The organism is Pseudoroseomonas sp. WGS1072 (assembly GCF_049340465.1).
Lineage (GTDB): Bacteria > Pseudomonadota > Alphaproteobacteria > Acetobacterales > Acetobacteraceae > Pseudoroseomonas.
The window spans coordinates 2,408,675-2,428,191 of the sequence record NZ_JBMPSU010000001.1 but is presented as its reverse complement, the minus strand read 5'-3'; the positions used below and the strand labels follow the sequence as shown (position 1 = coordinate 2,428,191).

Annotated in this window: 13 protein-coding genes and 2 pseudogenes; 7 read left to right on the top strand and 8 right to left on the bottom strand. The window is 64.1% G+C overall.

Annotated features, from left to right (window positions below; all coding sequences use genetic code 11):
* Positions 1-27: 27 nt before the first annotated feature.
* The 4 genes from ACF3NH_RS11530 to ACF3NH_RS11515 are packed head-to-tail and all read right to left on the bottom strand — an operon-like array spanning position 28 to position 6,874.
* Complete coding sequence (locus ACF3NH_RS11530; protein WP_422922928.1) at positions 28-3,120, bottom strand: DEAD/DEAH box helicase; 3,093 nt, start codon at positions 3,118-3,120, stop codon at positions 28-30.
* Positions 3,117-4,967, bottom strand: a complete 1,851-nt coding sequence (locus ACF3NH_RS11525) for a hypothetical protein (RefSeq protein WP_422922926.1) — start codon at positions 4,965-4,967, stop codon at positions 3,117-3,119. Before ACF3NH_RS11525 ends, ACF3NH_RS11530 begins: the two co-directional genes overlap by 4 nt.
* On the bottom strand, positions 4,964-6,193 hold the full coding sequence (locus ACF3NH_RS11520; protein WP_422922924.1) for a DUF6361 family protein: 1,230 nt from the start codon (positions 6,191-6,193) through the stop codon (positions 4,964-4,966). Before ACF3NH_RS11520 ends, ACF3NH_RS11525 begins: the two co-directional genes overlap by 4 nt.
* Positions 6,194-6,229: 36 nt before the next feature.
* On the bottom strand, positions 6,230-6,874 hold the full coding sequence (locus ACF3NH_RS11515) for a DUF6088 family protein (RefSeq protein WP_459077144.1): 645 nt from the start codon (positions 6,872-6,874) through the stop codon (positions 6,230-6,232).
* Between the two features lie 252 nt (positions 6,875-7,126).
* Between ACF3NH_RS11515 and ACF3NH_RS11510 the strand changes: the two genes are divergently transcribed.
* Entirely contained in the window at positions 7,127-8,320 is a 1,194-nt protein-coding gene (locus ACF3NH_RS11510; RefSeq protein ID WP_422922922.1) for a DUF932 domain-containing protein, read from the top strand.
* 174 nt (positions 8,321-8,494) lie between these two features.
* Positions 8,495-9,958: pseudogene (locus ACF3NH_RS11505) on the top strand (ParB N-terminal domain-containing protein); the annotation flags it as partial.
* Positions 9,959-9,965: 7 nt separating this feature from the next.
* On the opposite strand, the gene ACF3NH_RS11500 reads toward ACF3NH_RS11505, so the two are convergent.
* Positions 9,966-10,759 (bottom strand): IS5 family transposase gene (locus ACF3NH_RS11500; RefSeq protein WP_422922920.1). Its coding sequence is split into 2 segments (ribosomal slippage): positions 9,966-10,423 and positions 10,423-10,759, totalling 795 coding nucleotides; the frame shifts between segments, so codons are not numbered across the junction.
* A gap of 138 nt (positions 10,760-10,897) precedes the next feature.
* Here ACF3NH_RS11500 and ACF3NH_RS11495 point away from each other — a divergent pair.
* From ACF3NH_RS11495 to ACF3NH_RS11485, 3 genes and pseudogenes are all read left to right on the top strand, one after another.
* Positions 10,898-11,458, top strand: coding sequence for a hypothetical protein (locus ACF3NH_RS11495; RefSeq protein ID WP_422922918.1), 561 nt, complete (start codon positions 10,898-10,900; stop codon positions 11,456-11,458).
* A gap of 71 nt (positions 11,459-11,529) precedes the next feature.
* Positions 11,530-12,567, top strand: a pseudogene (locus ACF3NH_RS11490) (DUF7146 domain-containing protein).
* A gap of 312 nt (positions 12,568-12,879) precedes the next feature.
* Complete coding sequence (locus ACF3NH_RS11485) at positions 12,880-13,683, top strand: DUF2493 domain-containing protein (protein WP_422922916.1); 804 nt, start codon at positions 12,880-12,882, stop codon at positions 13,681-13,683.
* 14 nt (positions 13,684-13,697) lie between these two features.
* On the opposite strand, the gene ACF3NH_RS11480 is transcribed toward ACF3NH_RS11485, so the two are convergent.
* Positions 13,698-14,741, bottom strand: coding sequence for a TIGR03571 family LLM class oxidoreductase (locus ACF3NH_RS11480; RefSeq protein ID WP_422922914.1), 1,044 nt, complete (start codon positions 14,739-14,741; stop codon positions 13,698-13,700).
* Between the two features lie 67 nt (positions 14,742-14,808).
* Here ACF3NH_RS11480 and ACF3NH_RS11475 point away from each other — a divergent pair, with 67 nt between their 5' ends.
* Together ACF3NH_RS11475 and ACF3NH_RS11470 are read left to right on the top strand one after the other, a co-directional pair.
* Positions 14,809-15,708, top strand: a complete 900-nt coding sequence (locus tag ACF3NH_RS11475; protein ID WP_422922912.1) for a LysR family transcriptional regulator — start codon at positions 14,809-14,811, stop codon at positions 15,706-15,708.
* A 412-nt stretch (positions 15,709-16,120) separates the two neighbouring features.
* Positions 16,121-16,405: a helix-turn-helix transcriptional regulator gene (locus ACF3NH_RS11470; protein WP_422922910.1), complete on the top strand. Its 285-nt coding sequence runs from the start codon at positions 16,121-16,123 to the stop codon at positions 16,403-16,405.
* On the opposite strand, the gene ACF3NH_RS11465 is transcribed toward ACF3NH_RS11470, so the two are convergent.
* Together ACF3NH_RS11465 and guaA are read right to left on the bottom strand one after the other, a co-directional pair.
* Positions 16,371-17,627: a tyrosine-type recombinase/integrase gene (locus tag ACF3NH_RS11465; RefSeq protein ID WP_422922908.1), complete on the bottom strand. Its 1,257-nt coding sequence runs from the start codon at positions 17,625-17,627 to the stop codon at positions 16,371-16,373. The genes ACF3NH_RS11470 and ACF3NH_RS11465 overlap by 35 nt on opposite strands.
* A 293-nt stretch (positions 17,628-17,920) precedes the next feature.
* On the bottom strand, positions 17,921-19,495 hold the full coding sequence (gene guaA / locus ACF3NH_RS11460; protein ID WP_422922906.1) for a glutamine-hydrolyzing GMP synthase: 1,575 nt from the start codon (positions 19,493-19,495) through the stop codon (positions 17,921-17,923).
* Positions 19,496-19,517: the final 22 nt, after the last annotated feature.

Sequence of the window (19,517 nt, the reverse complement as noted above, 5' to 3'; positions counted from 1 at the left end):
CCGGCATCTATTATCCGAGGATTTGTATCACCCCATTTGTTCAAGGGGAAGGGGAAACCGTGGGGCACCGCGACAATCCGGGGCGGTCAGTTCGGGTGCCTGACGTAGACCCATAGCGGAGAGATCCAGCACAAGCGGGCTCAGCAATACGCGGGTCGCCTCGCCGCCGCGCGCAAGAACCTCGATGAAGTCCTCCTGGTTGGGCTGGCCTAACGCCAGTCTGTAGATCATGCGCTGCTCGCGAAGCTGGGCGAAGCGGCTCATGTCCCGTCCAAATGGCCGTTCGAAGACGTGGCGGCTGATCTCGGCTTTCTCGAGCACCCACCAAGGTCGAAGGCCACTCGCATCGACCAGCGTCTCAGCCTGGCGCTGCAGATGGTGCCACGGAGAACCTCTCGACACGGCCGCATCTCGAAGCGCTTCCTTGTGCAACATTGTAGAAAGTCGCCGCCTCACCGCCAGCCCGGCATAGCGCTGAACGCGACCTTCGCGCTGCTCAAGGTCGAGCGGGTTGGAGGACAAATCCCAATGCACGACATGCGAACACCAAGGATGGAAATCCAGACCTTCCTGTCCGACCGATGTCGTTGCGAGCACGTGCGGCCAGAACGGCGTGTTGAAGCTTCGGCGGACTTCGTCCGGCCGCGCTGGCGCGAATGGCGCGAGTGCTCCATTTACCTTGCCGGCCGGTTCCGCCTCGGCGTCGCCGAACGGAACAGCGACATGGGATCGTACCGGTATCTTGTGTGCTGGCCCGCCAACACTGTGAAAGCTAAAACTACCCGCCCGCAGGCCGAGCGAAGATTGCAAATCCTTGGCGAGGCCCGCTGCGCCCTCTGGAAGATTCTGCGCACGAAGCCAGAAATGCTCGTCCAGGACACTTTCGAAACCTCCGTCGACGACGGCGCCCATCACCTGATCGACCGCGTTCTTGCCTGGCAGCGAGGACAGGATCACCGGGTTGTCGAGATACGCGCGCAAGCCCTGCCAGCTCAATTGTACGAGTTCACCATAGCGCGCCGGATCAAGGATTGTCGGGTCATGGCGCAATAGCGCCCGTCCGAGCACCACGCCCGGCGCGCCGATGGCATAGTCCACGAGATCGTCGAGTTCGGCCGGCGAGAGGCGCTCGATCGTCGGCGTCTGTCGCCATTTAAGGACAGCGGACCGGGCGGCGCGATCTTCTCCGACGGCGCTGCTCCAAGCGGCGGCAGATAGGTCCGACAGCCCGGCCGCCCGCTCTATCGCGGCCAAGGTCAGGCCGATGGATCGGTGCCGTCGACGGGCCTTCACCGTGTCCTTCCCGATGATCCCCTTGGGAAGCGCCGCGAGAATCTGCCGTCTCACCTGCTTACGGGTAGCACCGACCGTCTCTCCCGCCTTCGCGAGCGGATTCGTATTCCGGATGAGCCATGGAGACGGATGAAAGGCGGCCATGACCGGTCCGGGAACGGCCGCTAGTTTGAAGCGACGCCGCCGATAGGCTTTCTCGTAGCCGCCGCGTTGTTGGGGGAGGCATGACGCTTCGACGCCGAAACTCAGGAGCGCTGCCACACTCGGCGGAGTCGCCCGAAACCGGCTGAACATCAGCAGTTTCGGGTCGGCGACTATACCCTTCCAGCCGCCGGCAAGCGGCCACCATGGTAGGGATGGCGCGACCCACGGCAGGGATAGAAGTTTCGCCGGCGCTGCGGCGCTGAGCGCCCTGATTTTCGCGTCAGGCCACCTCGCTGGCGCATCCAGCTTGTTGCGGCGCTCCCGTGTCATCTTTGTGAGCTTCGGCGCGGCCTTGATGGTTGCGCGCTTCCAAGCCGCGTACCGAGGTCCCAAGGATTGGGCCGGCAGTGGGACGGACGACCAATAGGGCAGCGCTTCGTATCGCACGTCTTCAGGAAAGCTCTCCGCCAGATGCCGATAGATTTGAAAGTCTTCAGCTATCGGCTCCGCCGCAAGGAATTGCGTTCCAGCCAACGGATCGCCCGAGGCGACGCCGTCCCGCTCTGTCCTGGACATGACCGGTGTCAGCAGTGCGCGAAGAGCATCTCTGAGTGCGGCAGCCTCGTTGATCTCGATCTCCAGGCTGGGATCGGTCGCCTCCGCATGCACCGCGATGTCCCGCAACTTGTCGCCGAAATCAGAAAACAGAGTCTTTGCGCAGTCACGGACATCGCGGCCGGCGAGGAACTCGATCAACTCCAGCAACTCGGCGTGCGCGAGCGCGCCCTGGGCTTCCTCCCATCGCGTGCTGAGCAGCCGGTAGGGTGTCGCGCTGAGGAGCAGGATGGCTGGCCGAGCAATTGATCCGTGCGGCTCCAGCAGGGCCTTGAGGAGCGGGTCGGCGTCCTTTTCGTCCAATAGCTGCCTGTAACGCTGAAACTCATCCAGAATGACCAGATCGGGCGGCTGATGACGTAGGGTCGCCAGCGCCAGGGCCCGACGAAGATGACCGACGAAGGTGGTCGGTTTGAGCGGCTTTATCTTCCGCTCCTCGTCACCACACAGAGATTGCTCGATCCTTTCGCGCACGGGCTCTCCAAATTCAGCCGCCAGCGCCTCGCGAAACCGCCGTGTCAGATGCGGTGGCGCCGCGGCGAGCTTCCTCTCGGCATCCTCGACCAGCCAATCCCAGGAATCGCCAACGCTCAGGCGCAATATGGCCGGATCGAGATCGCGGGCGAACGCCGGGTAAGCCCGGTCCAGCAGTACCTTGAGAAATGCCCGCTCCTCTTTTCTTCCGCCGGTCAGACGAGCACGCGCGCCGGGGAAGGACGTTGCCGGCGTCAGCGCATAGATCAGAACCGGCTTGTCGGGCCGCTTCGAGACCGCGATCAGGGAAAGGCGATCCGGCGTCGCAACGGCCGCCTTACGTTCCGGCTCGTCTAGGAAGCTGACGACGCGCCCCTTGTTCTGATGGGAGACCGCATGGCCGTTAGCGATGTAATAGATAACGAGAGGCCGCTCACCGTCTTCCGACATACGGCGCGCGACTTCCTTCGCGACGATGGTCTTTCCCAGACCGACTTCATCGGCCACGAGAAAGCGTCGGCGCCCGCCTTGATTAGCAAAGGCCGAGAGCGCGGCATCGACGGCTGCTTCCTGGAACGGCTTGGGGACGCTCACCGACGCTTCCCCTTGCGCTCTTCGCCGAGACCGATCCGGAGCTTGACCCACAGCTCCTCGAAGCGCCGCAGCATCGCAGCGGTTTGCGGGTCTTCCTGGGCGGCCTGCTCCAGCACGGCCGGCAGATATTCGGAAACGCGGCGTTCGATTTCGCGAAACTTGGTCCGATCGCGCGACCAGGCTGCGAGCATCTCCTCCAACGTCGGCAGTGCGGGATCAAAGGTTGGATTTGCACCGGAAGCTGCACGCTCCTGTTGCTTCTCAATTATCCAGTCATCCTCACCGTTGCGGCCGTCATCAGCCAGCAGTCCCGCCAGCCAGAGAAGGAAGCCCCTCGCTCCTAGGAATCGCACGAAGGCCGCACGATCGCGCTCTTCTCCGAAAGGCGGATCGGCCGGCGCTCGCTGCAGCCAGGAGAGTCCCTTCTCGCCACGGCTGACACGCAAGCGCACGAACTCGCTTCGTTCGGCAGGAAGCGTCGGCCCAAGCGGCACCGTCGTCTGTCGCCGCGGCCATGCTTTGAGCTCGCCGTGCAAGACGCCGACTTCGAGCACGATGTCGGCTTCCTCGGGATGCGGTCCATCGGGATAGAGATCGGAACCATGGACAAGACGGATCTCATCCCCATCGATGCTGAGCGTGCTCGCCCATCGCGCTGCGACCTGCGCCCTGGCTCGCTCGAGCGCTTCTTCTTCCAGCGCCACCGCGTCCGGCTGATATTCGGTGTCCGGCGCCTCGACGATCCGCGCCGAGTCGAGCAACGCCTTCAGACCTCTCTCCAGAGCCTCGGTGACGAGCAACTCGGCTGTGACCTCGGCGTTGCGGCCCGTCCACGCCCGCATAGTGGCGTTGGCGCTTCCCAGCCATAGGGTCCGCTTCCGTCCCGCGCGCACGAACAGCAATTTGGCATGGAGGCCTCGGCCGATCTCTTCCTCCTCGTCATCCGCAGTATCTGCGTTGAATGTCGACATGGTGTGCGCTTGCTCCGGCTCCGGGTCGCCGATGGGATAATCTGGCGCATCCAACGCCAACAAATCGTCGAACGAGGAGAGCGACGGGCCGATCCGCTCGATCTCGCGCATGGTCGTTAGCAACACACGCCGTGCCGGCGTCGGCCCCTCCGATACTTGTCCGGCCAGGAAATTCTTGTCGATGAACGGGCTCACGACGACGATTTCATCAGCCCCCGCCGGTGGGATTGGAGCTTGCAGGCCTCCTGTCCCCGTGGACCAGCGAATCCGCCCGACGCGCACGCCGGCGGGCGCGCGCCACGGGATCTTCGCAATCGCGGTCGCGAGAGAAGCAGGCCGGACGCCCTTCAGCTCGGCACGCTCAGCTAACGCGCGTGCCAGATCGCCCGCCCCGGAGATCGGGCCTCCGCCATTCTCCCCTGACACCAGCAGAAGCCCAATGTCGCGGTTGACGCACTCAGTGAGATTTCGGCTTCCGATCCAGAGCCGCCAGCCGGTCTCGCCGCCTTCGCTCCGTGTCCGCACCAACGCAGCCTTGGGATGCCAGCTATGGGCAGCTTCGTCGAAATCGACTTCCCGCACGAATTGGTCCAGCACCGCCGCAATCCGCGGCGTTCGCCGCATCTTCGCAAGCCGACCGCGCTGGATGATGATCCGCACTTTGCCGCGCAGGCGTTCAACGGCATCGGCGAAATCGGAGGGGCTGCCTCGCCCTGCCTCATTGTCCTTGCCGGCGAGGGCGAGCAAAGCTGCGCCGATCGATCCAAGGTCTGCCGAATAAGACGCCAGCAACGCCAATTCGACATTCTCGTCAGGGCCGGGACGCAGGCCTTCCAGAAATGAAAGAGCTGGCCAACTGTCGAGCGCGCCGCTCATTCGGCACCCGCCAGATCGTCGAGAAGCGTACTGACCTGCTGCCACCGGTAATGCAGGGGTCCGGCCAAGCCATGTTCATCGCTCGACCACTCGCGTCGCCGTGCCCGCCCATTGGGGGTCGGCGCAAGCCGTGCGCGCGGTCCCTTGCGCGCCTCGGCTGCGGTATAGACGTCGGAAAGCGCGACAGGATTCCCCGATCCCGCAGCAATCCAGTCCTTCGTGGCCGTCACCACAGCAAGCAATTTCGCCGGCAGAGGCCCAATGTCCGCTTCGAGTGCCGCTATATCGAGCCCGGCTGCGATCGGACCCTGCTCCGCGAGGATAACCCCGAGATGCTCGCGGTGACGGGCCGAGATTTGCCGCTTGTCATCGATCTCGACGATCCGCTCCAGCAGCGCGTCGTAGACGGCCCGGCCGATTCCCGCGAGACTGGCTGCCTGCCGCGCGCGGATGAGCGGGCCATGATCGGCACCGGCGATGGCGTATGTTTCGTTGGCCCACATCTTGGCAGGAGCCGCAGCCTCGGTTCTGACCAGCCTCGCCAGCAGCGACAGTTCACGGCCACCATTGCCGCGTAACTGCGCTAGACGCTCGCGTAGGAACCCGGCCTCCGCCTTCTTCAGACGAAGCGAGATGTCTCCGCTCTGCCAATTGCTCGGACGATCGGGAAGCCGCACGAAAGGCGGCTCGAAGCTCAGGAGAGGCTGACCATCGTCCTCGGTGGGCGAGCTGACGGTCTTCAGTAAACGATGCGCCTGTCCGCGAGAAATCGTCCGACCGTCCAGTCGCGGACGCAAGATCCCCCAAACCGCAAGCGCGTTCCAATAGACAGTGGACGGCGGTTGGCTTGAGGGCTTTGGAAAGACACGGCTGCCAATCACCTGGGCTTCGCCCGCGTCCCTCAGTCGTCCAGCGAGCAGTCTCTCGCGTTCACGCAAGGCACGCTGCGCGGCCGGCCCCATCATGCCCGCGAGGTCCTCGAACAGCCAGGGCACGAAGAGCGCGTAGCGCGCGCGGGTATGCAGGACCGATGTGCCGGGAAAGAAGCGATCGGCGTAACGCTGGTGGATCGTCAGGAAGCCGATCTCGTCGCGGACGCCCAAGGACTCTTCGTCCATCTGCGCCTTGGCGCGGGCGAGCGCCTCGCGCGAGAGATAAGTCCAGCCAAGAGAAGGCTCGATTGGCGGTGCGCGTCTGGTTCGGGATCGTTTCGCAGCCTGTTGCAACGCCTCAACTCCGAAGCGAGGACAGCAGCGGCGCGCTCAACTTGTCGCCGGAAGGCACGACATCAGCGAATTCGATCCCGACGAGTTGGAAAGCATCAGCCATGCGCGACCTTTCCGACGCTGAGCGCCAACCATGTCGGCAGCTGCGGCGACCAACTCGTTGAAGGCAGCAGGCGGAAGCCTTCGCTTCAAGGTCCGCAGGGCTGGCTCGGCCCTATCGGGGCCTAACCACGCCAAGGCTCGTATCGCCTCGCCCACGGGCCGCTGAGCCAGCGCGAGTTGCCACCGTGGCGCGTGGCGGAGCTCGACGGTCTGCTTGCCAAATCTCATCTTCCTGGAGCGCCCCGACGTCAGATAGACCGACCGGGCGGGCACCTGTGTTGTAAGCCCAAGACGGTTAGCGGCGGCCGCACCGCTCGAGACGATGACCTCACCGCGCTGGGCGGCGAGCGCCTGCACGGCTAGTTCCACTGATGGAGCCCTCGCACCGAACCGGCTCGCAACGGGCAGCAGGTACACACCCCGTCCAGCCCGAAGCAGTTGACCCCGCTCGGCAAGGCGCGACAGGGCCTGATCCACGGCCGCCCGATTTCCGAGATGGAGCAAGCTCTTAGCCGCGACCGGCGTGCCTTCAGGCAGCCCCTTCGCGCGCTCAAGAATCTGTTCGGTCAAACGTTGCACGGCCATCCTCTGTCAGAAATATGCACGGTTTTCTAACAGTATTCAATGAGCGGCGTGGCGACTGCCCTTTGGACGAATGAGGTTGGCTCCGATTGGAAGGGGAAAGCCTTCCTGCGGCCGAGCCTCACGTCTCGGCTGACCCCTTCTGCGGGGAAACCCCGCAACGCCCCCAGAGTGAGAGTGCGGACCGGTTTCCGTGACGGGTGAATGGCTGGGAGAGAGGCTCCCGCGCCCGTCGCGGAGATTGGTCCCATGAACATGCAAATTCTCGATGCGCGCCGCGACACGACCGGCGGTTACAAGGTGGATGTCAGCCGCGGCGAGCGGGTCGGCCGAGTCTCGTCTGAGTGGTTTTCGCGTCCGGCCGACGAACGCTACCTCTCGCTCTCCGAGCTGGCGCGATCGGTGCGCGACCGCGCCGACCGCAGCCGGACGCGCGTGGTGGAAAGCGCCCTGATCCATGTGGAGGCGAACCGCAACAACCCGGAGCGGTTGGCTCTGATCCTGCCCGGCACCGATACGGCCGTTGCGCCGACACACTGGTCCTTCGGCCAGCTCGCCAGCCTAGTCGGCGCACCCGCCGCCTATGTACGGCAGCTCCCGGCCGCGCTCGCCGGGATCAACCTGCAATATGGCCTGACATCCAATCGCGCCGAGCAGATCAAGACACTGGAAACCGATGACGGCCGCACGGAACTGCGCGCCGTTACCGGCCCAGATTATGGGAGGATATTCGACCACGAGTTGGTCGAGGCCGTGCAACGCATCGCCGGCAACGGCACGGGCGATACCCGCTGGAAGGTGCCGGGCGTGCTCGACTGGTCGACCGGCATCTACAATCCGCGCGTCGATATCACCAAGGACACAACAACGCTCTATGCCTCCGATCGAGACGTCTTCCTGTTCCTGGTCGATGACCTGAACCCGATCGAGGCCGGCCGACTGCCGGACGGATCGCCTGACCTCTATTTTCGGGGCTTCTATTGCTGGAATTCCGAGGTCGGCGCCAAGACCCTCGGCATGGCGAGCTTTTATCTCCGCGCCGTCTGCCAAAATCGCAATTTGTGGGGCGTGGAGGATTTCGAGGAAATCAACATCCGCCACTCCAAGTACGCCGCCAATCGGTTCGCGCATGAGGCGGCACCGGCGCTCCTGAACTTCGCGAACTCGTCGCCACTGCCGTTCGTCAACGGCATCAAGGCGGCGCGCGAGCGGATCGTGGCGAAGACCGATGAAGACCGCACCGACTTTCTGCGCCGTCGTGGTTTCACGAAGGCGGAGACCGGAAAGATTATCGGCACGGTGCTCGCCGAGGAAGGCCGCCCGCCGGAGAGCATCTTCGACTTCGTTCAGGGCATCACCGCCGTCGCGCGCGACAAGCCCCATCAGGACGCCCGCCTCGACATGGAGGCCAAGGCCAAGAAGCTGCTCGACCGAGCGGCCTGATTTCCGTGAAGCCGGGGATGCGGTTCTCCGTCTCTCCGGCTTTGCGCTTTCGTATCTCTCCGGTTCACCGGTCCGTGGCGCGCCCCCTTTAGAGGAAGAGGGCGGCGCTTCGCTTCGTGACGGGTTGGAGGTTGAGAGAGAGTCTCTTGGCCGCCCGTCGCGGAGTACATTCCCATGGCTACTGCTGCGAAGAAAATCACCCTGTCGTCGTCGCGCGACATCCCCTTCAACCAACTCCTCATCTCCCAGGCGAACGTCCGGCGGATCAAGGCCGGCGTTTCGATCGAGGAACTGGCGGAGGACATCGCCCGGCGAACGCTGTTGCAGAGCATCACCGTGCGGCCCGTGCGCGATGCGGATGGCAACGAGACCGGCATGTTCGAGATTCCGGCCGGTGGGCGCCGGTATCGTGCTCTCGAACTTCTCGTGAAGCAGAAGCGCCTCGCCAAGAACGCGCCTGTCCCCTGCGTCATCCGCGAGGGCGGCATGGCCGAGGAGGATTCGCTGGCCGAAAACATCCAGCGCGCGCCTCTGCATCCGCTGGACCAGTTCCGTGCCTTCCTGGCCTTCCGCGAAAAGGGGATGTCCGAAGAGGAGATCGCCGCCAACCAGTTCGTCTCGGTGTCGGTCGTGAAGCAGCGTCTGCGTTTGGCGTCGGTCTCGCCCAAGCTCCTCGACGTCTATGCCGCCGACGACATGACCCTCGATCAGTTGATGGCGTTCACGGTCAACGGCGACCATGAGCGGCAGGAGCAGGTTTTCGAGCGCCTCGCACAGGGCTACAGCAAGGAACCGCATCTCATCCGCCGGATGCTCACCGAGGGCGCGGTTCGTGCGGCCGACAAGCGAGCACAGTTCGTTGGGCTGGAAGCCTACGCCGAAGCTGGCGTCATCATGCACGACCTGTTCCAGGGTGACGACGGCGGCTGGCTGCAGGATGTCGGACTTCTCGACATGTTGATGGCCGAGAAGCTGCGTGAGCAGTCCGAGGCGATCTCCGCCGAAGGCTGGAAGTGGATCGAGGTCGCGCCGGACTTCCCCTACGGCCACACCTACGCCCTGCGTCACCTCCGTGGCGAGCAGCTCCCTCTCACCGAGGAAGAGCAGGCCACCCGCGACGCGCTCCAAGCCGAGTTGGACGGACTGGAGGAAACCTATGCCGATGCCGAGGATCTGCCGGACGAGGTGGACGAACGGCTCGGGGAAATCGAGACCGCGATCAGCGCGCTCGACGATCGGCCAGTGGTCTTCGATCCCGATGAGATCGCGCGCGCCGGCGCCTTCGTCAGCATCGACGGATCGGGCAACCTGCGGGTCGAGCGCGGCTATGTCCGCCCAGAGGACGAACGCCCGATCGAGCCGGAAGGCGATCTCGAGATCGAGGACTCCGCCAACGCCGTCGCGGCGCGCGCGGAGCATGAGAACGATCACCTAACGGCGGACATCGAAACCGAGGCGGACCCGGAGGAAGACGAGGGCTTGAAGCCGATCCCGGACCGCTTGATGACCGAGCTGACCGCCCATCGCACGCTGGCACTGCGCCACGCGCTCGGCGAGCAGCCAGATGTCGCCTTCCTCGCCGCGCTTCATGCGCTCACGCTTCGGGTCTTCTATTACTGTGGCTCAGACACCTGCCTAAGGCCTGTTAGAGCTTGATCCAGTCAGCGGCGGCTGCGAGGCAGAGGATACCGAGGAAGGATCTGGCAGTCTTCTCGTAGCGGGTGGCGACGGCGCGCCATTCTTTCAGGCGTGCCCAGAGATTTTCCACCCGAGAGCGGTTGTTGTAGATCCAGGTGGGACAGGCGACCGGCGCGTCCGTGCGCTTGGGTGGAATGGCAGGACGTGCGCCCATGTTCCAGATCCGCTCGCGGAAGGCATCGGAGGCATAGCCGCGGTCACCGATGATCCAGCCTGGCACGTCCGGCAGGCTGTCGAGCAGACCGGATGCGAGCGGCAGTTCATGCGCCTGTCCAGGCGCGAGAGCGAAGGCGATGGCCCGTCCGCGCCCATCCGCAATCACGCAAGCTTTGGTGCCATAGCCGCCGCGAGATCGGCCAAGTGCTTCGCGTAGATCTCGCTCCTTGCCATTGGCCCCCTTTTTTCCGCACCCGCCGCCTTCTGGTGAGCGCGGATGGTGGTGCCGTCGAGGAAGGTCATGCCGAGCGCCACGCCACGCTGCTGGACCAACTCCAGCAGGCGCTCCCAGACGCCTGCCTTGGCCCAGCGGATGAAGAGTTGGGCCGCCAGCCACCAGGGCCCGAGTTCAGCAGGGATGCTGCGCCACTTGGCGCCGTTCTGGTGCCGCCAAAGGATGGCCGACATCGTGCGGCGCAGCTCCTTCGGCGGCGTCTTGCCGCGAGGCCTGACCGCCTCGATCAGCGGCTCCCACACCGCCCAGACCGCATCCGTGAGAAGCTGCTCGTTCCTGTCCTTCGCCATGCCCAAAACATGGGGGCAGTATTCAAGCTCTAACAGACCCTAGAGCTCGACCTTAAGAACGTCAGTTTCGGGGCGCAGGCGCCGGGTCTGAATGACAGCAGCCTGGCCTCGGCGATCGATGGCCGCCATCAGGCGTGGTTGGCGGCGCTTCCGAAGGAGCCCGGCGATCTGTGGGACGCACTGCGGGCGTTCGACGGCGACAGCCGTCACGCTCTGTTTGCGCATTGTGTGTCCCTGTCGGTTAATGCGATCTACGAGGCCTACAATCGTCGGCCTCGCGCGCTCGCCCACGCCGACCAACTCGCCCAAGCGGTCGATCTCGACATGGTGGCGGCCGGATGGGAGCCAACGGTCGACACCTATCTTGGTCGCGTCACCAAGGCCCGCATCCTCGCGTCGGTGCGCGAGGCGAAGGGTACGCGCGCCGGTGATCGCATCGAGCACCTCAGGAAGGGCGACATGGCCGAAAGGGCGCAGGAACTGCTCGCCGGATCCGGCTGGTTGCCGGAGCCGCTGCGCACGCCCGGCCACCTTGCCACCGCTGTCGATGACGCGTCGTCCGTCGAGACCGGCCAGTCCGCCGATGGTGACATCGAAGACACGGCGGAAGACGGCGGTGAAACGGCCATGGCAGAAATCGAGCGGCGGATCGAAGATGAGCTGGCCGAGATCGACATGCATGTGATCGCGGCCGAATAGCCGAAGGAGCAACACGTCCACCCAAGGGCCCGTCGGCAATGGCGGGCCCGTTTTTAGTCTCGGAGTCCGCGATGCAACCCGCCGCAGATCTCGCGCGACGGCTGGCAGCTCAGGCCGAGGCCGTTTGTCGGCACTATCTATCCAACGGCCACCGCGAAGGGCGCTACTGGCTCGTTGGCGATGCGCGCAACACGCCCGGCCGGTCGATGTTCGTGCGGCTGAAGGGCGGCGAAAGCGGCAAAGGCGCCGCCGGCAAATGGACCGATGCCGCGACCGGAGAACATGGCGATCTCCTCGATGTCATCCGGGAAAGCTGCGGCCTGATCGACTTCAAGGATGTGGCCGACGAAGCCAGGACCTTCCTCAGCATGCCACCACCCGAGCCGGAGCCGCGATTCTAGGAGCGTCAACGGCCAGCACCAAGCGGCTCGCCGGAAGCAGCGCGACGTCTCATCGGCATGTCGCAGCCGATTACGGGCACAATTGTGCAAGCGTATTTACGGGAACGCGGCATTACGGATTTACGCGGAACCGGAAACCTTCGCTTCCATCCACGCTGCTATTATCGGCCCGACGAGCATTCGCCACCCGAGACATGGCCGGCGATGGTCGCCGCTGTCACCGATCTCGACAGCAAGATCACGGGCGCGCATCGAACCTGGCTCGACCCCCGATCGCGCGACAAGGCGCCGATTGACACCCCGAGGCGAGCGATGGGTGACCTGCTCGGCAACGCGGCGCGCTTCGGCATCTGCGGCGACGTCATGGCGGCCGGCGAAGGCATCGAGACCGTCCTGTCGCTCCGACAGGTGCTTCCCGACATGCCGATGCTGGCGGCGCTCTCGGCAGCACATCTCGCCGCCATCCTGTTCCCCGATACACTGCGACGGCTCTATATCGTGCGCGACAATGATCCGGCCGGTGACGGTGCGCGTGACAGCCTGATCGAACGGGCCAACGCCGTCGGGATCGAGGCGATTGTTATCTCGCCGGCGCTCGGCGACTTCAACGATGATCTCCGCACCCTCGGCATCGAGCATCTCCGGCAGCAGTCGCGGATGCAGATTGCACCCCAGGATGTCGCAAGGTTCATGGCGCTGGCCGCATAGCCCGGCACAGGAGACCGACAATGGCGGTGCGTCGTCATGCTCGCAGATGCACCAACCGTCGGAGGGGGACCGCGCCTCGGCCTTCGAGAGGGCGATCGGCCAGCAAACGGGCCTGCCCAACAATGGCTGCGGCTGACGATTTTCCCGCGGCGCGTGCCGCGCCTTTCCATCGCGAGGCAAAATCGCCGGCTTCCGCCATCCTCCGCTGACGCTCCGGCCCTGCGCCTTGCTCCGGGTGCAGGGCCGGCCCGCCCGCCGGCTTTCGTCGCCATGAAGGCCGCGACGGTCGCGGTCCAACCGACGGAGCATCCCATGAGCGAGCACGACGACTTCGAACCGCATCACGCCTCATCACCGACCGACCATGTCCTCACCGAGATTCAGCTCCACGGCTACCGTCCCTTCGAGGATGAACCCGACCAGCGACTCCTCCCGGATGGCAACGCGGTCGCAGGCGCTATCGCCGACATCTTCGACGCCCTGATCGGGACGCTGGAGGACACTCGCCTCGAACCCGACCTCGACGATCTCCTCTGGTCGACGGTCAACGTCTTCCACCGCGCCACCGACCGGATCGCGCGCGAACTGGACGACAACGAGCAGGCGCAACGCCGCGGGCAGCGTGAACAGGACGGCAGCGAGGTAAAGGCGGTCGAACTCGAGCGCCACATCGCCGAAGGGCAGACCCTCATCGAACGCCAGAACGCCTTCGAACTGATGCGTGACCAGGCGGCTGAACACTACGAACGCCACGTCGGCAAGGCTTGGCTTCCGCGCAGCGGGTCAAAGGTCAACCACCGCAATTTTACCTCGGCGATGATCGACAGCCGCGACTTCCTAGCAACGAAGCGGCGCGCCGAGCAGACGATGTTTCTTCCCGCTGGTCCGAAGATCCTCGTCACCGGCGGGCTCAACTTCAACGATCACCGGTTGATCTGGGCCAAGCTCGATCAGGTCCACGAAAAGCACCCAGACATGGTCCTCATGCACGGCAAGTCGCCGAAGGGCGTCGAGAAGATCGCATCCCTTTGGGCCACGAACCGCAATGTACCTCAGATCGGCTTTGCTCCGGACTGGACGAAGCACGGCCGCGCAGCGCCAAGCCCCCGCGCTTAAACGGCTGAAACAACTCATTCATGGACGAATTCCTTGTCACGACTGGGCTGTTGACCCGCCTCCGCCTTGCCGATCGTGGGCAGGATCTCGCGGGCAAATTCGTCGATCACCTCCGGCAGAGGCCGGCGGGAGGGCCGCAGCAGCACGGCCAGATGATCGACGCCGGCGCTGTGAAGGTGTTGAAGGTGGTCGAGGAAGGGCTTGCGGCCGATGCGTGCGCCGAAGCGACGGGGCGTTGCCAGTTCGTCGGGATCGTCAGCGAGGTCGAGATGAAAGGCGCTGATGAAGACGCCACGATCCATCCCGACAGCCTGCCGAAGCCGGCGGAATTCCGCCGCCTGCGCCGCCATCCGATCGAGATTGCCGGGATAGACGAAGCGCCCATCCATGTTGTCAGCAATCCACTCGTCGGATTGCTGACCGTTGCCGACGATGATCGTGGAAATGGTTCTTCGCGCAGGCTTAGGTAGCAGGTCGAGTTCGACGGCTATGCGTCCGTCGCCGAGCGGCAGGCCGCCGTCCTTCCAGGCGTCGCGCATATAGGCCTCGCCACGCCCCTCGAAATCGAGACCGAGCAGCGGATACTCCACCGGCCGGTCGCCCGAGGCCAGGCCGAGGATTAGCCGACCGCCTGACAGGCAATCGACGGAAGCAGCGGCCTTCGCCACCATCATGGGATGGCGAAGCGGCAGGACGATGCCTGCCGTGCCGAGCGCGACGTGCTTCGTGATCCCGGCGAGGAATCCCAGATTGACGAAGGGATCGTAGACAGAACCCGCGTCGCCGAAGTTTCGCGGATCGAACGCCGGAACGTCGCGCATCCAGATGGCGGCAACTCCTGAGGCATCGATCTGCCGGACCAACTCCGGGTAACGGGAGAGATCAGGCACGCCCCGCGGGCGTCCGTCCGCGACGCGGCGCGCTTCGCCTTCCGGCGACCAATCGTTATCGAGCGGCAGTTCGATGCCCAGCGTTAGTTGGCCGGGACGATTAATCAGGTCGAGTGCGGTTGCGGAGCGGGATTGCGTATTCATTCCCGCACCGTAACCGCTCGCCATTCCATCGATAATCCGCTATTATGGAACGTCAGTCGTGAAATGAATTCGTGAGCTAGGATGAGCGGCCATGAACAATCGTGCCGGAGAAATGGAGGTGTTCGTCGAGGCCGTGGATCGCGGCAGCTTTGCCGGAGCGAGCCGCGCGCTTGGCCTGTCGCCTTCGGCCGTCAGCAAGGTCGTCGGCCGCATCGAAACCCGACTTGGGACGAACCTGCTGGTCCGTTCAACCCGCTCGCTCAGTCTCACGCAGGAAGGCGAGATCTACCTGCGGCGTGCCCGCAATGTGCTGGCCGAGATTGACGATACGGAGCGCAGCATCACATCGGGATCGTGCTCCACACCGCGCGGGCTGCTTAGGGTCAACGCCTCGGTGCCGATTGCGCATTGCGCGATAACACCGCTGCTGCCGGCTTTCCTCGCCCGCTTCCCCGAGATCGAAATCGACCTTTCGCTTGATGACGGCATGGTCGATCTGATCGAGAATCGCACCGATGTCGCGATCCGTGTCGGACCATTGCAGGACTCTGGCCTGAAGGCCCGAAAGCTGCTGGAAAGCCGTTATGCTGTCGTCGCCGCGCCGTCTTATCTGGAAAGCGCTCCGCCACTGCGAACCCCCGCGGACATCGCCCAGCATCAGTGTATCGGCTTCAACTTCCGTCGCTCGATGCACGAATGGCCGTTCCTTCAACGTGAAGACGGTACGATGACCTACGCCCCGCTTCGCGGGCGGATGCGGGTCAACAATGGCGAAACGGTCAGAAGGCTCGCTCTCGCCGGAATGGGGCTGGCCCGCTTGGCCCGGTATCATATCGAGCCCGATATCGAGGCTGGTTCGCTAGTTGCGGTGCTCGAGGACTTCAACCCCGGCGACATCGAACCCGTGAGCGCTGTCTATGTCGGCCATGAGCATCCTGCCGCACGTATCCGTGCGTTCGTCGATTTCCTCGCCGATAACATGACGGCGTAGGCAAAAGAGCATTCGCCGGACCTTATGCCGCGCAGGGCGATCCGTGCGATCCGCGACCGCTCGCACGAGGCGTTAGCGCACTAGCGGTGCTCGGCCCCGAGAGTTTCGGGCTGACCTGCCGTCGAAATATTTCGACGGGGAATTGGTGCGGGTGGTCGGAATCGAACCGACACTCCTTTCGGAACCGGATTTGGAAGTGAGTCGAGTCTACCGAACGCCTCCTTCGTGCGGCGAACTTACCGCTATTCGAGTTCGTTCAGCAGGGCCTGTTCGCTCCTATGCTGCACCTACGGGTCAGGGAAAACCCGCCGATGTGTACGCCATTGCCCGAAAATACCGCACAGCATCTCGGGAGGGCTTCCAGTATCAACATCTATCGGTCTCAATCGCTCCGGCAACGTAGGAGATTGAGATGGCAAAAATTGAAGCTACGCAAAGCCGAAGAACAATCCGGCGGCAGCAGTTGCGTGAAATGGTGCCGATGGCAGACAGCACCATCTATGAAATGGAGCAACGCGGCGAATTCCCACGGCGGTTCGCGCTCTCGCCACGTTGCATCGTGTGGGATCTAGCCGAGGTCGAGGCTTGGTTGATCGCACGACGGACCGCCCCGATCCGTCGTGCGCAGCACCCCGACGTCGCCAAGCGAAAATCCCGTCCAGTCAAAGGGCAGGATCAAGCTCCAGCAAAGGCATAGTCGTGGGTAGGAGCGTTGGGGCATGCCTGCGACCCTCGACCCACGCGTCCACGGTATCCGCCCACTCCTGCATCATATGGCGGCGCTGGACCTCGTATTCGGCCTTGTTATAGACTCCGCGCGACGAGCGACCGTCTTCGTGCGCCAAGCACTTCTCAATCCAATCTCTATTAAAACCCAGTTCGTTTAGCAGGGTCGAGCCTGTACGCCGCAGGTCGTGAACCGTGAATGGTTCGAGTGGCAGCCCATCTTGCTTGGCCTGCTCAACGACCGAATATGTGACCCGATTGAACGTCGCGCGAGACATTGGCGCATCGGCGTCATAGCGCGAAGGCAACAGATACCGGGAATTCCCGGCGCAGGTTTTGAGCGCAATCATGATGTCGAGAGTCTGGCGGCACAGATAGACGTTGTGCGCCTTTGACCGCTTCATCCGCTCCTTGGGAATTGTCCAAACAGCGTTCTCGAAGTCGACCTCGTCCCAAACCGCGTCCTGCAGTTCGCTCTTGCGCACCATCGTCAGTAGGAAGAGCCGCATCCCGAGCCGGATCGTCGGCAGCGTGGCGACCTTTTCCAGCTCTTTTAGCATCACTCGAATTTCGGCTGGCGACAGAGCCCGATCTTTCGGCGTGAACGTCGCGATCGATGCTGGTCCGACGTCGTCGGCCGGATTGGCCACCTTCTCGCCATGCAAGATCGCGAACCCGTAGATCTGCTTCAGGATGTCGCGTACATGGATCGCGGTAGCGGGCGCGCCGCGATCGACGATCTTTCCGCATTGCGCGCGAAGATCGTCCGGTGTGATCTCGGTAAGCAGGCGGTTGCGCCAAACCGGCAATAGCTCCCGTTCAAAAATGGAACGACGCATGGCGCGTGTGCTGTCAGCCATGGGCGCATTCACCAGCCACTTTTCGCCAAACTCGCCGAAGCTCTTCGCTTCCTTGATACGGCGCTTCTCGCGCTGCTTCTCAATGGCCGGCGATCGGCCCTCGCTGATCGCTCGCCGCGCGTCCAGGCAAAGCTCTCGAGCCCGCGCCAACGAGATTCCATCTCGCCCGTATTTACCCAGGTAGACCGTCTCCCGTCGTCCATTGAGCCGATAGTCCAGCCTGAACGACAGAGCGCCCGAGGGCGCGACGCGCAAATACATGCCATCGCGGTCCGTCACCTTGTACATTTTCTCTTTAGGTTTGAGCGCCTTGATCGCTGCGTCCGTCAACATGGTACGCCACCTCCAAAAAAGTACCGTCACGCGGTTTTGGGGGGCTCTCGTCGGAAAAGTCTGCGTATTGTCAGCAGCTTAGCGCCAAAAAAGTACCGTCAGGAGCCTCATCTCCCTTGACGGTACTTTCAAATTTCGTCGCGATCAATATGGCCAAGGCCCGTCAACGGGTCCGACAGCCGCGATCTCTGCCCACCGATAGGCATCGATAGATGCCGACAGGAATATTTATTTGTATCAGTGGTTTAGATCGTACTCTGGGGTGGTTTTGGATATGGCCGGATAGGCAAAAATCATTCCCACTCGATGGTTCCGGGTGGCTTCGAGGTGATGTCGTAGGTCACGCGGTTGATGCCGCGCACCTCGTTGACGATGCGCCCCGCCACCCGCGTCAGGAATTCCATGGTGAAGGGGTAGACATCGGCCGTCATGCCATCCGTGCTGGTGACGGCGCGCAGCGCGCAGACGCTGTCATAGGTGCGGCCATCGCCCATCACGCCCACCGTCCTGACCGGCAGCAGCACGGCGAAGGCCTGCCATATGGCATCGTACAGGCCGGCGGCGCGGATCTCCTCGAGGTAGATGGCATCGGCCTTCTGCAGGATCTGCACCTTCTCCCGCGTCACCGCGCCGGGGATGCGGATGGCCAGCCCCGGCCCCGGGAAGGGATGCCGGCCGACGATCTCCTCCGGCAGGCCCAGCTCGCGGCCCAGTTCGCGCACCTCGTCCTTGAACAGGTCGCGCAGCGGCTCGACCAGCTGCATCCGCATGTCCTCGGGCAGGCCGCCGACATTGTGGTGCGACTTGATGGTGACGGAGGGGCCGCCAGTGGCCGAGACGCTCTCGATCACGTCCGGATAGAGCGTGCCCTGGGCCAGGAAGTCGGCGCCGCCGATCTTGGCCTGCTCCTCCTCGAAGACCTCGATGAACAACCGGCCGATGGTCTTGCGCTTCACCTCCGGATCGGTGACGCCCTCGAGCGCGCCGAGGAAGAGGTCCGACGCATCGCGGTGCACCAGCCGGATGTTGAAGCGGTCGCGGAAGGTGGCGACGACCTGCTCGGTCTCGCCGGCGCGCATCACGCCGTGATCGACGTAGATGCAGGTGAGCTGGTCGCCGATCGCCTCGTGGATCAGCACCGCCGCGACGGAGGAATCGACGCCGCCCGAGAGGCCGCAGATCACCCGGCCGCCGCCGACCTGGGCGCGGATGCGCCCGATGGCCTCGGCGCGGAAGGCCGCCATGGTCCAGTCGCCCCGGCAGCCGCAGACGCCGTGGGTGAAGTTCCGCAGGAGCTGCGCGCCATGCGGGGTGTGCACCACCTCGGGGTGGAACTGCAGGCCGTAGAAGTGGCGCGCGTCGTCGGCGATCATCGCATAGGGCGCGCCGTCGCTGACGGCGACGATGCGGAAGCCCTCGGGCAGCGCCGTGACGCGGTCGCCATGGCTCATCCAGACCTGCTCGCGCGCGCCGGGCGCCCAGACATCCTGCGTCAGGGCACAGGCCTCGCGCACCTCGACATAGGCGCGGCCGTACTCCCGGTGGTCGCTGCCGGCGACATCGCCGCCGAGCTGCAGGCACATGGTCTGCTGGCCGTAGCAGATGCCGAGCACCGGCACGCCCAGCGTGAAAACCGCCTGCGGGGCGCGCGGGCTGCCCTCCTCCGTCGTGCTCGCCGGGCTGCCGGAGAGGATGATGCCGCGGGGCGCGAAGGCGCGGATGCGCTCCTCGCCGGCCGTGAACGGCCAGACCTCGCAATAGACGCCGGATTCCCGCACCCGGCGCGCGATGAGCTGCGTCACCTGGCTGCCGAAATCGAGGATCAGGACGCGGTCGTGATGGGAGCTGGGGGAGGAGAGGTCGGCCATGGGCCAGCTTGCACCACAACGC

Excerpts from the sequence above, each read along its gene's own strand:
- ACF3NH_RS11510 (WP_422922922.1), top strand. The coding sequence starts at position 7,127 with ATGAACATGCAAATTCTCGATGCGCGCCGCGACACGACCGGCGGTTAC.
- guaA (WP_422922906.1), bottom strand. The coding sequence starts at position 19,495 with ATGGCCGACCTCTCCTCCCCCAGCTCCCATCACGACCGCGTCCTGATC.
- ACF3NH_RS11475 (WP_422922912.1), top strand. The coding sequence starts at position 14,809 with ATGAACAATCGTGCCGGAGAAATGGAGGTGTTCGTCGAGGCCGTGGAT.
- ACF3NH_RS11470 (WP_422922910.1), top strand. The coding sequence starts at position 16,121 with ATGGCAAAAATTGAAGCTACGCAAAGCCGAAGAACAATCCGGCGGCAG.
- ACF3NH_RS11485 (WP_422922916.1), top strand. The coding sequence starts at position 12,880 with ATGAGCGAGCACGACGACTTCGAACCGCATCACGCCTCATCACCGACC.
- ACF3NH_RS11480 (WP_422922914.1), bottom strand. The coding sequence starts at position 14,741 with ATGGCGAGCGGTTACGGTGCGGGAATGAATACGCAATCCCGCTCCGCA.
- ACF3NH_RS11525 (WP_422922926.1), bottom strand. The coding sequence starts at position 4,967 with ATGAGCGGCGCGCTCGACAGTTGGCCAGCTCTTTCATTTCTGGAAGGC.
- ACF3NH_RS11465 (WP_422922908.1), bottom strand. The coding sequence starts at position 17,627 with ATGTTGACGGACGCAGCGATCAAGGCGCTCAAACCTAAAGAGAAAATG.